General features: G+C 67.7%; 9 protein-coding genes. 7 read left to right on the plus strand and 2 right to left on the minus strand.

Going from position 1 to position 15,860, the window contains the following annotated elements:
* Positions 1-41: 41 nt before the first annotated feature.
* The 7 genes from HWX03_RS10740 to HWX03_RS10770 all read left to right on the plus strand — a co-directional run bounded on the left by HWX03_RS10740 (position 42) and on the right by HWX03_RS10770 (position 13,500).
* Entirely contained in the window at positions 42-377 is a 336-nt protein-coding gene (locus tag HWX03_RS10740; protein WP_175871235.1) for a hypothetical protein, read from the plus strand.
* Between the two features lie 254 nt (positions 378-631).
* Positions 632-1,825, plus strand: coding sequence for an ammonium transporter (locus tag HWX03_RS10745; RefSeq protein ID WP_175871236.1), 1,194 nt, complete (start codon positions 632-634; stop codon positions 1,823-1,825).
* A gap of 191 nt (positions 1,826-2,016) precedes the next feature.
* Positions 2,017-3,975 (plus strand): alkaline phosphatase PhoX, encoded by a 1,959-nt coding sequence (locus HWX03_RS10750; RefSeq protein WP_175871237.1) that lies wholly within the window; start codon positions 2,017-2,019, stop codon positions 3,973-3,975.
* 640 nt (positions 3,976-4,615) lie between these two features.
* Positions 4,616-5,440 carry an IclR family transcriptional regulator gene (locus HWX03_RS10755; RefSeq protein ID WP_174385156.1) on the plus strand — a complete coding sequence of 275 codons (825 nt, stop codon included), beginning with the start codon at positions 4,616-4,618 and terminating at the stop codon, positions 5,438-5,440.
* Between the two features lie 254 nt (positions 5,441-5,694).
* Complete coding sequence (locus tag HWX03_RS10760; RefSeq protein WP_175871238.1) at positions 5,695-7,059, plus strand: MdtA/MuxA family multidrug efflux RND transporter periplasmic adaptor subunit; 1,365 nt, start codon at positions 5,695-5,697, stop codon at positions 7,057-7,059.
* A 15-nt stretch (positions 7,060-7,074) separates the two neighbouring features.
* Entirely contained in the window at positions 7,075-10,188 is a 3,114-nt protein-coding gene (locus tag HWX03_RS10765) for an MdtB/MuxB family multidrug efflux RND transporter permease subunit (protein ID WP_175871239.1), read from the plus strand.
* A 3-nt stretch (positions 10,189-10,191) separates the two neighbouring features.
* Positions 10,192-13,500 carry an efflux RND transporter permease subunit gene (locus HWX03_RS10770; RefSeq protein ID WP_175871240.1) on the plus strand — a complete coding sequence of 1,103 codons (3,309 nt, stop codon included), beginning with the start codon at positions 10,192-10,194 and terminating at the stop codon, positions 13,498-13,500.
* A 221-nt stretch (positions 13,501-13,721) separates the two neighbouring features.
* On the opposite strand, the gene HWX03_RS10775 is transcribed toward HWX03_RS10770, so the two are convergent.
* Both HWX03_RS10775 and HWX03_RS10780 read right to left on the minus strand, forming a co-directional pair.
* Positions 13,722-14,684: an AraC family transcriptional regulator gene (locus HWX03_RS10775; protein WP_175871241.1), complete on the minus strand. Its 963-nt coding sequence runs from the start codon at positions 14,682-14,684 to the stop codon at positions 13,722-13,724.
* Between the two features lie 31 nt (positions 14,685-14,715).
* Positions 14,716-15,807 (minus strand): porin, encoded by a 1,092-nt coding sequence (locus tag HWX03_RS10780; protein WP_175871242.1) that lies wholly within the window; start codon positions 15,805-15,807, stop codon positions 14,716-14,718.
* Between the last annotated feature and the right edge of the window lie 53 nt (positions 15,808-15,860).

Genomic DNA, 15,860 nt, shown 5'->3' on the forward strand with positions numbered 1-15,860 from the left:
CACGCTTCAATTCGATTCGTCCGTGTCCCCTTTTCCTCGTTATGGCTTTCCTCGTCGATTGGTTCATCGCCCTGGCCGCGCTGCTCGCCGCCACCCTGTTCCTGTGCCTGCGTGCGCCGTCGGCGCGCCGCCTCGCCGAATCCGGGCGGCCGCGCCGCATCGCCTGCGCGCGCCTGCTCACGCAGGCCGTGATCGGCTTCTGGACGGCCGCGCTGATCGTCGCGCAAGGCATCCTCGGTGCCGACGGCGACGGCCAGTCGCTCGCGGGCTTCGCGGCGCTCGCGTTCGCCGCGCTCGGGCTGACGAGCGTCGCCGCCTACTGGTCGGCGTGCGCGCTGCGGCTGCGCCGGCCGCCCGCGCTGTTCGCGCGCCACTGACGCGCCAGATCGGTGCGCGGCAACGCATCGCCGCGCACCGCATCATTCGTCGTACGCACCAGTTCGGCACGCATCGCACCACGTGCGTGCACTCGGGACGAGCCGGCGCCGGCATCGGCCCACGCCCCGATCCCGTGCACGATTCACCGGAATGCCGCATCGCGCGGTATCCGGGCACCAATTCCACGCAGCCGTTCACCAGGTTGGCTCGATACTTGCATTCCTTGCCCGTTTTTTGCGCAAGGAAGCTAGGCATGGATGGTCTGAAATCCGGCGTCGACACACTGTTCCTGTTGATCGGCGCCGTCATGGTGCTCGCGATGCACGCGGGCTTCGCATTCCTCGAACTCGGCACGGTCCGCAAGAAGAACCAGGTCAACGCGCTCGTGAAGATCCTGGTCGACTTCTCGGTGTCGACGCTCGCGTATTTCTTCATCGGCTACACGATCGCGTATGGCGTCGAATTCTTCGACGATATCGGCTCGCTGTCGCAGCACAACGGCTACGCGCTCGTGCGCTTCTTCTTCCTGCTGACGTTCGCGGCTGCGATCCCGGCGATCGTGTCCGGCGGCATCGCCGAGCGCGCGAAGTTCAACCCGCAGCTCGTCGCGACGCTGATCATCGTCGGCTTCATCTACCCGTTCTTCGAAGGGATCGCGTGGAACGAGCGCTTCGGCGTGCAGGCCTGGCTCACGCACGCGTTCGGCGCGCCGTTCCACGATTTCGCGGGCTCGGTCGTCGTGCATGCGTTCGGCGGCTGGGTCGCGCTGCCGGCCGTGCTGCTGCTCGGCGCGCGCCACGACCGCTATGCGAAGGACGGCCGGATCGCCGCGCACCCGCCGTCGAACATCCCGTTCCTCGCGCTCGGCGCGTGGGTGCTCGCGGTCGGCTGGTTCGGCTTCAACGTGATGAGCGCGCAGACGCTCGACAAGATCAGCGGCCTCGTCGCGGTGAATTCGCTGATGGCGATGGTCGGCGGCACGCTCGCCGCGTGGATGGCCGGCCGCAACGACCCAGGCTTCACCTATAACGGACCACTCGCGGGCCTCGTCGCGGTATGCGCGGGCTCCGACGTGATGCACCCGATCGGCGCGCTCGTCACGGGCGCTGCGGCCGGTGCGCTGTTCGTCGCGATGTTCACCTGCGTGCAGAACCGCTGGCGCATCGACGACGTGCTCGGCGTGTGGCCGCTGCACGGGATGTGCGGCGCGCTCGGCGGCCTCGCGGCCGGCGTGTTCGGGCTGCCGGCGCTCGGCGGTCTCGGCGGCGTGTCGTTCCTGTCACAGCTCGTCGGCACGCTCGGCGGCATCGCGATCGCCACCGCCGGCGGCACGCTCGTGTACGGCGCGCTGAAGGCGACCGTCGGCCTGCGACTCGATCGCGAAGCCGAATTCGACGGGGCCGACCTGTCGATCCACCGCATCTCGGCGACACCCGAGCGCGATTGAGCGCAAGCAAGCATCCGATGGGCATCCCGCAGCATGCCTGACGGATGCCGACGCATCATTACGTTTTCAATTCAAAAAACTTTCATCTAGCGTCCCTACACTTCGGTCCAGATTTCAACTTGCCTTCGCGAAGCTTGCCGCTCGCCTGCTTCGCGAAGGCCATTCTTCCAACAAACGAAACTGGACTCCACATGCCCGCGTTGCCCAATGCTTCCCGTCGTCAGGCCCTGAAGATCCTCGCCGGCGCGCCGATGCTGCCCCTTTCCGGCCTCGCGCTGCCGGCCCTGCTGACAGGTTGCGGCGGCGACGACGATCCCGCGTCGACGCCGGCTGCCGCTGCCTATACGTCGGCGGCGTTCTCGGCAATGGCCGCGCCGACGCTCGACAACGCGGCCGCGATGGCCACGACGACGGTCGGCTCGACGCTGTCGGTGTCGTTCTCGGACGGCTCGTCGCGCAACTTCAAGCTCGCGTACCGGCCGTTCTTCGTGACGGGCGACATGGTGCCGGACGGCAACGGCGGCACGACGCTCGCGGGCGGCTACTACGACATCAACAACCAGCCGATCATCGATCGCTCGGTGGCCGGCAAGGAGCGCCAGTTCTATTCCGACTGCCCGGACGGCAGCTCGCTGCTGACGCTGAAGAACGCGAACGTGCCCGGCGTGAAAGGCAATGCGGTGTTCGCGGTCGTCCAGTTCGAATACACGACGCGCGACCAGGCGAGCGCGTCGCAGTACGGCCAGCTGCCGTCGCCGATCGCCGTGCTCACGCTCGACCAGGATCCGGCCACCGGTGCGCTGAAGGTCGTGAAGTACCACAACGTCGACACGTCGAAGGCGCACGGCCTGTGGATCACCTGCGGCGCGAGCCTGTCGCCGTGGGGCACCCACCTGTCGAGCGAGGAATACGAGCCGGACGCGACGAAGGCCGCGACCGACACGCAGTTCAAGGCATTCAGCAAGAACACGTTCGGCGACGAGACGAAGGCGAACCCCTATCACTACGGCCACCTGCCCGAGATCACGGTGAACCCGGATGGCACCGGCACGGTGAAGAAGCACTACTGCCTCGGCCGCATCTCGCACGAGCTGATCCAGGTGATGCCGGACCAGCGCACCGTGATGATGGGCGACGACGCCACCAACGGCGGCCTGTTCATGTTCGTCGCCGACAAGGCGGCCGACCTGTCGGCCGGCACGCTGTACGTGGCGAAGTGGACGCAGACGTCGTCCGCCGGCGCGGGCACCGCGACGCTGACGTGGATCAAGATCGGCCACGCGACCAGCAGCGAGATCGAAGCGCTCGCGAACACGCTGAAGGCGTCGGACATCATGGACCTGGTGACCGTCGACCCGAACGATGCGAGCTACACGAAGATCCACTTCGGCGGCAAGTTCAACTGGATGCGCGTGAAGCCGGGGATGGAAAAGGCGGCCGCGTTCCTCGAGACGCACCGTTACGCGGCGCTGCTCGGCGGCAGCATGGCGTTCACGAAGCTCGAAGGCACGACCGTGAACGCGAAGGACAAGATCGTCTACACGGCGATGTCGCGGATCGAAACGTCGATGGTCAAGGGCAACGCGGTGTCGCGCGACGTCGCGGTCGACAAGAAGATCGCCGCGGGCGCCGTCTACGCGCTGAACCTGAAGGCCGGCCAGCGCGACACGACGGGCGGCGCGATCGACAGCGAATGGGTGCCGGTCGACATGGGCGCGCCGGCCGCGCTGGTCGGCGAGGATCTCGCCGCGGCCGACGCGCTCGGCAACCTCGCGAACCCGGACAAGATCGCGAACCCGGACAACCTGAAGTTCTCCGAAAAGCTGCGCACGCTGTTCATCGGCGAAGACTCGGGCATGCACGTGAACAACTTCCTGTGGGCCTACAACGTCGACACGAAGTCGCTCGCGCGCGTGCTGTCGTGCCCGGCCGGCGCCGAATCGACGGGCCTGCACGCGGTCGACGAGATCAACGGCTGGACGTACATCATGAGCAACTTCCAGCACGTGGGCGACTGGGAATCGCCGCTGCACGACAAGGTCAAGCCGACGCTCGACCCGCTCGTGCGCGCGAACTACAAGGATCGCTTCGGCGCCAGCGTCGGCTACCTGACGGCCGAGCAGACCAGCATCAAGCTCGCGAAAGGCTGACCGCCGCGCGCGAGGGGGCATTGCTCCTTGCAGGGCGTCCCTAACCGGGCGTCCCTGACCGGGCGTCCCTAACCAGGCGTCCTTTCTTCATCACCGTTCATTCGTCGGCGCTCCACGCCGTTTCACGCGCGATGCCCACTGCGGGCGTCGCGCTTTTTTTTGCGTGCGGAGATCGTGCAGGCGGCGCAAATCGCGCATGCAAACAGGCGCGAAACTGGCCCGGACAGGCGTTTGCGGCGATCGGGGGATAATACGGGCCTGACGCGTCCGGGCGGACGGTCGGAAAACAGGCAAAAAAAAGCGCCACGGAGACCGTGGCGCTAAAAAAGTTCTAGCCATTCCGAGGGCCGTGCTAGAACCTGAGAGACTGCGCGAAACATCGTTGCCGGTTAAACTCTTGAAACGATGTTTCGAAAACGTGAGACATTCTTTCTGTTTCCGCCCGACAAGTCAAGCGGTATTTGCACCGGTTCATGCACTTTCCAGCAATGCTCATTTGAGCGTTTTCCTAATAAACCAAGGGTGAACCCGCAAAATCTCATCCAATGACCGGTTCGCCCGCGGAACATGCATCCTTTGACAATAGTCCTACAATACCAACAAAATTGAAATCGAGTTTCGGAATTAGAGAGAATCCCTCGTGTCGACCACTGTAACCTCTCCCGCGTCGCGGGACCGTGAATCGTCGCCCGACGAGATCACCGCCCTCGCCCGCGGTCTCGCCGTGCTGCGCCGCATCGCGGCTGCCGACGCCCCCGTCAGCAACCGCGAACTGACCGAATTGACCGGCATCCCGAAGCCGACCGTCTCGCGCATCACCGCGACGCTCGTCAGCGCCGGCTTCCTGTTCCAGTTGCCCGACAGCGAGCGCTTCGTGCTCACCGCGTCGGTGCTCGAACTGAGCCACGGCTTCCTGCGCAACTTCGACATCCGCGCGCGTTCCCGGCCGTTCATGATCGAGCTGGCCGAACGCACGTCGCTGTCCGTGCACCTCGCGGTGCGCGACCGGCTCGACATGGTCGCGATCGACGTGATCCGCCCGCGCTCGGCCGTGCTCGTCACGCGCCTCGAAATCGGCTCGCGAATGGACATCGCACGTACGGCCGTGGGCCGCGCGTATCTCGCCGCCCTCGAGGACGACGAGCGCCGCCTGCTGCTCGAGTCGCTGCGCACCACCGCCGGCGACGACTGGCCGCACGTGTCCGCCCGCCTGACGCCCGCGCTCGACGAAGCGATGCGTGACGGCCACGCGATCGCGATCGGCGAATGGCGCGAAGGCCTGAATGCGGTCGCGGCCGGTTTCGTCGGCCCGTCCGGTCAACGCTATTCGGTGAATTGCGGCGGCGCGGCGCATCAGTGTCCGCCGGAATGGCTGCAGGACCACGTGGTGCCCGCGCTGCAGGAATGCATCGCGAAAATCACCCGCGAAATCGGCGGCGCGCCGGCCCGGCGCGTCGGCCTGTAATCGTTTCGTCATCGCGCTGTCGCGTTCTGTAACGACCGTAACCCGTTGAAAGATAGACCGCTGGACTGTAACGGGGACGGCACGTAGGATCATGCCCATCGTCGCGCCGCACTCGCGGTGCGCACCGCTCTTTTCCCGCGCGGATCGGCGGGGCCCCGGACCGAGCCGGGCCGCCCCGTCCCGTCACCCGCACGCCCACGCGCAGCCGAGCAGCCCGATTTCCGGCCGCCGCGCCGTCTTCCTGACAGAACACGATGGATAACGAACAAAAGCCCACGCCCCCTTCGAAAGACCCTGCGCCCGCCGTCGCCCGGCGGCCGCGCCGCACGCTGCTGATCGGCACCGTCGCGGTCGTCGTCATCGGCGGCCTGTTGTGGTGGCACCCGTGGAACCGCACGCCGGCGGCAGGCAGCACCGCGCAAAGCGCGGGCGCCAGCGCCGCTGCGGGCGGCCATCGCGGCCGCGGCGGCCCCGCTGCGATGGCGAACGTGCCGCAGCCGGTGCAGGTCGCCTCCGCGACGCGGGGTGAAATGCCGATCGTGCTGTCCGCGCTCGGCACCGTCACGCCGCTCGCGAACGTGACGGTCAAGACGCAGCTGTCGGGCTACCTGCAGTCGGTGTCGTTCCAGGAAGGCCAGATCGTCAGGAAGGGCGACGTACTCGCACAGATCGACCCGCGCCCGTACCAGGTCGCGCTCGAGAACGCCGAAGGCACGCATGCGCGCGACGCGGCGCTGCTCGCGACCGCCCGCCTCGACCTGAAGCGCTACCAGACGCTGCTGTCGCAAGACTCGATCGCGTCGCAAACCGTCGATACGCAGGCGTCGCTCGTCAAGCAGTACGAAGGCGCGGTGAAGACCGACCAGGCCGCGATCGATTCCGCGAAACTCAATCTCACGTATGCGCGCATCACCGCGCCGGTCTCCGGCCGCGTCGGCCTGCGCCAGGTCGACCCCGGCAACTACGTGACGCCGGGCGACGCCAACGGCATCGTCGTGATCACGCAGTTGCAGCCGATGAGCGTGATCTTCACGACGTCGGAAGACAACCTGCCGCAGATCCTCAAGCAGGTGAACGCGGGCCAGAAGCTGTCGGTCACCGCCTACAACCGCAACAACACGGTGCCGCTCGAGACGGGCTCGCTCGCGACGCTCGACAACCAGATCGATACGAGCACCGGCACGGTCAAGCTGCGCGCGAACTTCGATAACAAGGAAGGCATGCTGTTCCCGAATCAGTTCGTGAACACGCGGCTGCTCGTCGACGTGATGCGCAACGCGACGATCGTGCCGACCTCCGCCGTGCTGACGGGCTCGATCGGCCAGTTCGTCTATGTCGTGAAACCCGACAACACCGTGACGGTGCGCAAGGTCACGATCGGCCCGGTCGACGGCGAACGCACGAGCATCGTCAGCGGCATCGCGCTCGGCGAGCGCGTGGTGACCGACGGCTCGGACCGCCTGCGCGAAGGCTCGAAGATCTCGATTCCGGCCGACAAGCCGAAAGGCGCGTCGGGCGCGCGCGGCGCAAGCGCGGCGTCGGGCGCATCGGGTGCCGGCGGTCATCGCGGCGGACACAAGCACGGCGCGTCGCAGGCCGCGGCCCCCGCGGCCCAGTAACGCGCGGGCCGCTCGATGAATCCATCCCGCCTCTTCATTCTCCGGCCGGTCGGCACCGCTCTCCTGATGGCGGCGATCATGCTGGCCGGTCTCGTCGCGCTGCGCTTCCTGCCGCTCGCCGCGCTGCCCGAGGTCGACTATCCGACGATCCAGGTCCAGACCTTCTACCCGGGCGCGAGCCCGGAGGTGATGACGTCGTCGGTCACCGCGCCGCTCGAACGCCAGTTCGGGCAGATGCCGTCACTGAACCAGATGTCGTCGCAAAGCTCGGCCGGCGCGTCGGTGATCACGCTGCAGTTCTCGCTCGACCTGCCGCTCGACATCGCCGAACAGGAAGTGCAGGCCGCGATCAACGCGGCCGGCAACCTGCTGCCGTCCGACCTGCCGGCCCCGCCGATCTACGCGAAGGTGAACCCGGCCGATGCGCCGGTGCTGACGCTCGCCGTCAAGTCGAAGACGCTGCCGCTCACGCAGGTGCAGGACCTGGCCGACACGCGCCTCGCGATGAAGATCTCGCAGATCGCCGGCGTCGGCCTCGTCAGCCTGTCGGGCGGCAACCGCCCGGCCGTGCGGATCCAGGCGAACCCGACCGCGCTCGCGAAGTACGGGATGAACCTCGACGATCTGCGCACGACGATCTCGAACCTGAACGTCAACACGCCGAAGGGCAACTTCGACGGCCCGACGCGCGCGTACACGATCAACGCGAACGACCAGCTGACGAGCGCCGACCAGTACAACAGCGCGGTCGTCGCGTACAAGAACGGCCGCCCGGTGATGCTGACCGACGTCGCGACGGTCGTCGCCGGCTCGGAGAACACCAAGCTCGGCGCATGGGTGAATTCGGATCCCGCGATCATCCTGAACGTGCAGCGCCAGCCGGGCGCGAACGTGATCGCGACCGTCGACGCGATCAAGGCGCAGCTACCGAAGCTGCAGGAGACGCTGCCGGCCGCGCTCGACGTCGAGATCGTCACCGATCGCACGACGATGATCCGTGCGGCCGTACGCGACGTGCAGTTCGAGCTGCTGCTCGCGGTCGGGCTCGTCGTGCTGGTGATGTACCTGTTCCTCGCGAACGTCTACGCGACGATCATCCCGAGCCTGTCGGTGCCGCTGTCGCTGATCGGCACGCTCGCGGTGATGTACATGGCCGGCTTCTCGCTGAACAACCTGTCGCTGATGGCGCTCACCATCGCGACCGGCTTCGTCGTCGACGATGCGATCGTGATGATCGAGAACATCTCGCGCTACGTCGAGGAAGGCGAATCGGGGCTCGAGGCCGCGCTGAAGGGCTCGCGGCAGATCGGCTTCACGATCATCTCGCTGACGGTCTCGCTGATCGCGGTGCTGATCCCGCTGCTGTTCATGGGCGACGTGGTCGGCCGGCTGTTCCATGAATTCGCGATCACGCTCGCGGTGACGATCGTGATCTCGGCGATCGTGTCGCTCACGCTCGTGCCGATGATGTGCGCGAAGCTGCTGCGCCATTCGCCGCCGCCGGAGAGCCACCGCTTCGAGGCGCGCGTGCACCGCACGATCGACTGGGTGATCGCGCGCTACGCGGTCGCGCTCGAATGGGTGCTGAACCGCCAGCGCTCGACGCTCGTCGTCGCGCTGCTGACGCTCGGGCTGACCGCCCTGCTCTATGTCTACGTGCCGAAGGGCTTCTTCCCCGCGCAGGACACCGGCGTAATCCAGGCGATCACGCAGGCGCCGCAGTCGATCTCGTACGGCGCGATGGCCGAACGCCAGCAGGCGCTCGCGGCCGCGATCCTGAAGGACCCGAACATCGACAGCCTGACGTCGTTCATCGGCGTCGACGGCAGCAACATCACGCTGAACAGCGGCCGGATGCTGATCAACCTGAAGGCACGCGACGAACGCACCGAAACCGCCGCGCAGATCATCCGCGACCTGCAGCGTCGCGTCGCGAACATCACCGGCATTTCGCTGTTCATGCAGCCGGTGCAGGATCTGACGATCGACTCGACGGTCAGCCCGACGCAGTACCAGTTCATGCTGACGAGCCCGAACGCCGGCGAATTCTCGACCTGGGTACCGAAACTCGTCGCGCGGCTGCAGCAGGAGCCGTCGCTCGCCGACGTCGCGACCGACCTGCAAAGCAACGGCCAGTCGGTGTACATCGAGATCGACCGCCCGAGCGCCGCGCGTTTCGGCATCACGCCGGCAACCGTCGACAACGCGCTGTACGACGCGTTCGGCCAGCGCATCGTGTCGACGATCTTCACGCAGTCGAACCAGTACCGCGTGATTCTCGAGTCGGAGCCGAAGGAGCAGCACTACGCGCAATCGCTGAACGACATCTACCTGCCGTCGGCCGGCGGCGGCCAGGTGCCGCTGTCGTCGATCGCGTCGTTCCACGAGCGGCCGTCGCCGCTGCTGGTCGCGCACCTGTCGCAGTTCCCGTCGACGACAATCTCGTTCAACCTCGCGCCGGGCGCGTCGCTCGGCGAAGCGGTCAAGGCGATCGAGGCCGGCGAGAAGGACATCAGCCTGCCCGGCTCGTTCCAGACGCGCTTCCAGGGCGCGGCGCTCGCGTTCCAGGCGTCGCTGTCGAACCAGCTGTTCCTGATCCTCGCGGCGGTCGTCACGATGTACATCGTGCTCGGCGTGCTGTACGAGAGCTACATCCATCCGATCACGATCCTGTCGACGCTGCCGTCGGCCGGCGTCGGCGCACTGCTCGCGCTGATGATCACCGGGCACGACCTCGACATCATCGGGATCATCGGCATCGTGCTGTTGATCGGCATCGTGAAGAAGAACGCGATCATGATGATCGACTTCGCGCTCGAGGCCGAACGCGTCGAAGGCAAGCCGCCGCGCGAGGCGATCTACCAGGCGTGCCTGCTGCGCTTCCGGCCGATCCTGATGACGACGCTCGCCGCGCTGCTCGGCGCGGTGCCGCTGATCGTCGGCTCCGGCGCGGGCTCCGAGCTGCGCCAGCCGCTCGGGATCGCGATCGCCGGCGGCCTGATCGTGTCGCAGGTGCTGACGCTGTTCACGACGCCGGTGATCTACCTCGGCTTCGACTCGCTCGCGCGCCGCGTGCGCGGCTGGTTCGAACGCCGCGGCCCCCAAGCCGGCACGCGCACGGATGCGTAACCGATGAACCTGTCGCGCCCCTTCATCACCCGCCCCGTCGCGACGACGCTGCTCGCGCTCGGCGTCGCGCTCGCGGGCCTGTTCGCGTTCATCAAGCTGCCGGTGTCGCCGCTGCCGCAGGTCGACTTCCCGACGATCTCGGTGCAGGCGTCGCTGCCGGGCGCGAGCCCGGAAACGGTCGCGACCAGCGTGACGAGCCCGCTCGAACGGCACCTCGGCTCGATCGCGGACGTCTCCGAAATGACGTCGACGAGCACGGTCGGCAATGCGCGGATCATCCTGCAGTTCGGCCTGAACCGCGACATCGACGGCGCCGCGCGCGACGTGCAGGCCGCGATCAACGCGGCGCGCGCCGACCTGCCCGCCGCGCTGAAAAGCAACCCGACCTACCGCAAGGTCAACCCGGCCGATTCGCCGATCATGGTCGTGTCGCTGACGTCGGAAACCGCGTCGCCGGCGAAGGTGTACGACGCCGCGTCGACGGTGCTGCAGCAGTCGCTGTCGCAGATCGACGGGATCGGCCAGGTCACCGTGAGCGGCTCCGCGAACCCGGCCGTGCGCGTCGAACTCGAACCGCAGTCGCTGTTCCACTACGGGATCGGCCTCGAGGACGTGCGCGCGGCGCTGGCTTCCGCGAACGCCAACGCGCCGAAGGGCGCGATCGAGTTCGGCCCGCAGCGCTTCCAGCTCTATACGAACGACCAGGCGTCCCAGGCGGCGCAATACCGCGACCTCGTCGTCGCGTACCGCAACGGTTCGGCCGTGCGGCTGTCCGATCTGTCCGACGTCGTCGATTCGGTCGAGGACCTGCGCAACCTCGGTTTGTCGAACGGCAAACGCGCGGTGCTCGTGATCCTCTACCGCTCGCCCGGCGCGAACATCATCGAGACGCTCGATCGCGTGCGCGCGGCGCTGCCGCAGCTCACCGCGTCGCTGCCGGCCGACATCACGGTCACGCCGGTGCTCGACCGCTCGACCACCATCCGCGCGTCGCTGAAGGACACCGAGCACACGCTGCTAATCGCGATCAGCCTCGTCGTGATGGTCGTGTTCCTGTTCCTGCGCAACTGGCGTGCGACGCTGATCCCGAGCGTCGCGGTGCCGATCTCGATCATCGGCACGTTCGGCGCGATGTACCTGCTCGGCTTCTCGATCGACAACCTGTCGCTGATGGCGCTGATCGTCGCGACCGGCTTCGTCGTCGACGACGCGATCGTCGTGCTCGAGAACATCTCGCGGCACATCGAGAACGGCAAGTCGCGGATGCAGGCCGCGTTCGACGGCGCGCGCGAAGTCGGCTTCACGGTGCTGTCGATGAGCATCTCGCTCGTCGCGGTGTTCCTGCCGATCCTGCTGATGGGCGGGATCGTCGGGCGCCTGTTCCGCGAGTTCGCGCTGACGCTGTCGCTCGCGATCGCCGTGTCGCTCGCGGTGTCGCTCACGGTCACGCCGATGATGTGCGCGCGCCTGCTGCCCGACAAGCACGACCCGCAAAACGAGGGCCGCTTCGGGCGCTTCCTCGAGCGCGGCTTCGCGCGCATGCAGCGCGGCTACGAGCGCTCGCTGTCGTGGGCGCTGCGCCGGCCGCTGCTGATCCTGCTGACGCTGTTCGCGACGATCGGGCTGAACGTCTACCTGTACATCGTCGTGCCGAAGGGCTTCTTCCCGCAGCAGGACACCGGGCTGATGGTCGGCGGCATCCAGGCCGACCAGTCGACGTCGTTCCAGGCGATGAAGCTGAAGTTCTCCGAGATGATGCGGATCGTGCAGGGCAACCCGAACGTGAAGAGCGTCGCGGGCTTCACCGGCGGCACGCAGACCAACTCGGGCTTCATGTTCGTCACGCTGAAGGACCGCACCGAGCGCAAGCTGTCGGCCGACCAGGTGATCCAGCAGTTGCGCCCGCAGCTGGCGGACGTGGCGGGCGCGCGCACGTTCCTGCAGGCGGCGCAGGACATCCGCGTCGGCGGCCGGCAGAGCAACGCGCAGTACCAGTTCACGCTGCTCGGCGATTCGAGCGCCGACCTGTACAAGTGGGGGCCGATCCTGACCGAGGCGCTGCAGAAGCGCCCCGAGCTGACCGACGTGAACTCCGACCAGCAGCAAGGCGGCCTCGAGGCGATGGTGACGATCGACCGCGCGACGGCCGCGCGGTTCGGCATCAAGCCCGCGCAGATCGACAACACGCTGTACGACGCATTCGGCCAGCGCCAGGTCTCGACGATCTACAACCCGCTGAACCAGTACCACGTCGTGATGGAAGTCGCGCCGAAGTACTGGCAGAGCCCGGAGATGCTGAACCAGGTGTGGATCAGCACGTCGGGCGGCAGCGCGAACGGCTCGCAGACCACCAACGCGGCCGCCGGCACCTTCGTCGCGACCTCGGCCGGCACGTCGAGCGCCGGCACGGCCACGCAGAGCGCCGCGGCGATCGCGTCCGATTCCGCGCGCAACCAGGCGCTCAACGCGATTGCGGCGAGCGGCAAGTCGAGCGCGTCGTCGGGCGCGTCGGTGTCGACGTCGAAGTCGACGATGATCCCGCTGTCGGCGATCGCGACGTTCGGGCCGAGCACGACGCCGCTGTCGGTCAACCACCAGGGGCTGCTCGTCGCGACGACGATCTCGTTCAACCTGCCGCCGGGCGTGTCGCTGTCGCAGGCGACGCAGATCATCTATCAGACGATGGCGCAGGTCGGGGTCCCGCCGACGATCGTCGGCAGCTTCCAGGGCACCGCGCAGGCGTTCCAGCAGTCGACCAACGATCAGCCGATCCTGATCCTCGCGGCGCTGCTGGCCGTCTACATCGTGCTCGGGATCCTGTACGAGAGCTACATCCACCCGATCACGATCCTGTCGACGCTGCCGTCGGCCGGCGTCGGCGCGCTGCTCGCGCTGCTGCTGTTCAAGACCGAGTTCAGCATCATCGCGCTGATCGGCGTGATCCTGCTGATCGGCATCGTGAAGAAGAACGCGATCATGATGGTCGACTTCGCGATCGACCAGACGCGCAACAACGGGAAGTCGTCGTTCGACGCGATCCACGAGGCGTGCCTGCTGCGCTTCCGCCCGATCATGATGACGACGATGGCGGCGCTGCTCGGCGCGCTGCCGCTCGCGTTCGGCAGCGGCGACGGCGCCGAGCTGCGCGCGCCGCTCGGGATCGCGATCGCCGGCGGCCTGATCGTGTCGCAGGTGCTGACGCTCTATACGACGCCGGTCGTCTACCTGTACATGGACCGGCTGCGCATCTGGGCCGAGAAGCGCCGCAACCGCCGCGGCAATACCGGCGGGCCGGCGGTGGCCGGCGAGTAAGCGCGTCGCGTCGCGCGGCCGCGCACGGAGCGACGGGGCCGCCCGCCGCGCTCCGGTCCGCGTGCCGGCCGGCGCCGCCTGAAAGCCGCGGCGCCGCGCGCCGGAAGCCGTGTGCGGCCTGTGCCGGCGCAACCCCGAGCGTCGCCCGCCGACACTCAGCGCCAGTCAACGACAGTCAACGGTCAGCCCGCAGCGCCGGCACCCGCTCACGCGACGCGCCCTCATCCATGTCGTGCCAGGTCATACAGATCGCGTGCGTTGCGTGCATAGCGGCGCGGCGCCATCCCCGACCAGCGATGGAACGCACGCGCGAACGCCTTCTCCGACGTGTAGCCGACCCGCTCGGCGATCTCGATCAGCCGCAGCTTGCCGTTCGCGAGCTCGCCGCTCGCCAGATACATCCGATAGGCGGTCAGATGGCCGATCGGCGTCTCGCCGACCCGCTCGGCGAACTGCGCGCAAAAGCGCGAACGCGACATGCCGGCCTCGGCCGCGAGGCTCGCGAGCTGCCAGTTGCGCCGCGGGTCGCGGTGCATCAGCGCCATCGCGCGGCCGATCTGCGGATCGGTCAACCCGCGCAGCCAGCCCGTGTGATTCGCCGACGATTGCAGATGCGCGCGCAACAGCTGCACGAACAGCACGTCGGCCAGGCGCGTCGCGGCGACCGCCCAGCCCGGCTGGCACGCCATCGATTCCTGGATGAAGCTCTGCAGCGTGCTCGCGAGCCACGGCGCGACGGCCGCATCGTGCGCGCGCACGTGGATCAGCGTCGGCAACACGGAGAACAGCGGGCTGCGCACGATGTCGCGATAAACGACGATCCCGGTATAGAGCTCGCTGGTCGCGCCGCCGCCGCCCGCGACGAATTCGAGCGGCGTGTCGAAGCGCGGCCGGATGCCCTTGTCGGCCATCAGCGTATCGAACGGCACGGGCGGCACGTCGAGCGACGACGCCATCACGTGCTCGTCGCCGTGCGGCAGCAGCACGAAGTCGCCCGGCTCGACGTGCACGGGCGCGGCGCCCGCGACCGACAGGAAGAACGGGCTGCCCGCGCAGGTGCGAAACGGCGCGCCCGCAACGGCCGGCTTGCGGATCGCCCACGGCGCACTCAGCGTGAAGCGCCCGGTGACGACCGCATCGGCCCGCAGGTCAGTCAGCACGTCGCTGAGAAGATCGGTCGTCATCGTCGAAGTCTCCGTGGAACGCGCCGCCGCGTCAGAAGCGCTGCTGGATGCCCGCCATCGCGCCGACCTGGTTGCGGCCGGCGCCGACCGTGCCGCCCGCCGCCACCGCCGACGTGCCGAGCGCGCTGTTCGTCATGTAGCCGACCGACGTATAGACCAGCGTGCGCTTCGACAGGCTGTAATTCGCCCGCCCGACGAACAGGTTCGAATCGTAGCGGCCGCGCAGCAGATAGCGCACGGCCTGTGCGTCGAATGATAGCGCCGGGCTCGCGTAGACCGTGCCGCCCGCGAAGAACAGGTCCGACTGGCTGTGGGCCGCGGCCGCCGTGTTGCGGCGGATCCAGCCCGCGCCCAGCTTCGCGATGCCGAACTTGACGTACGCGTCGACGATCGTGCGCGTGTCCGTATAGCCGGGGCTCGACAGCGGCGCCGACGCGCCCGTGCCGCCGTGCATCACGTCGTACGAAGCCGCCACGCCGAACTGCGGCGCGTCGTACGCAACCATCATCGTGTACTGGCGGCAGGCGACCGGGTCGCCCGCCACGTTGCCCGCGCAGTTCGTCGCCGACGGGCCGGCCGGGCCCGCCGCATCGCGCCCGGTGCTGTAGGTGCCGCCGAGCGTCACGCCGCCGAAGTGGCCGAGATAGCCGACCGCATTATCGCTGCGCGCATTCGGCAGATAGCTGTCGAAGCTCGCCATCGAATGAATCGACGGGCCGATCACGTCGGCGTTGAGCAGCACGAGCATCGACATGTTCATCTGCCGCCCGAGCGTGAGCGTGCCGTACGGCGAATCGATGCCGACGTTCGCCTGCCGGCCGAAGAGGCGGCCGCCGTCGTTGAGCGCACCGGAATTCAGCGCGAAGCCGTTTTCGAGCACGAAGAACGTGCGGTAGCCGCCGCCGAGATCCTCGACGCCGCGCAACCCGACGCGCGACGGCACTTCACCGGTCAGCGACGGCATGCCCGCGACCGCGCCGCCGCCCGCCGCGTGGTTGTAGTACTGCACGCCGGTGTCGACGATGCCGTACAGCGTCACGCTGCCCTGCGCATGCGCGCCCGGCGCAGCAGCGGCCGCCGCCGCGAACGAGACGGCCGTCGCGGCCGTGCGAAAGGTTTTCATGGAAGTCTCCAGACCATTTATGTAGTTATGCTTGTCATTGACCGGCGACGCAC

The organism is Burkholderia sp. BCC0397, assembly GCF_902832865.1.
Taxonomy (GTDB): Bacteria; Pseudomonadota; Gammaproteobacteria; order Burkholderiales; family Burkholderiaceae; genus Burkholderia.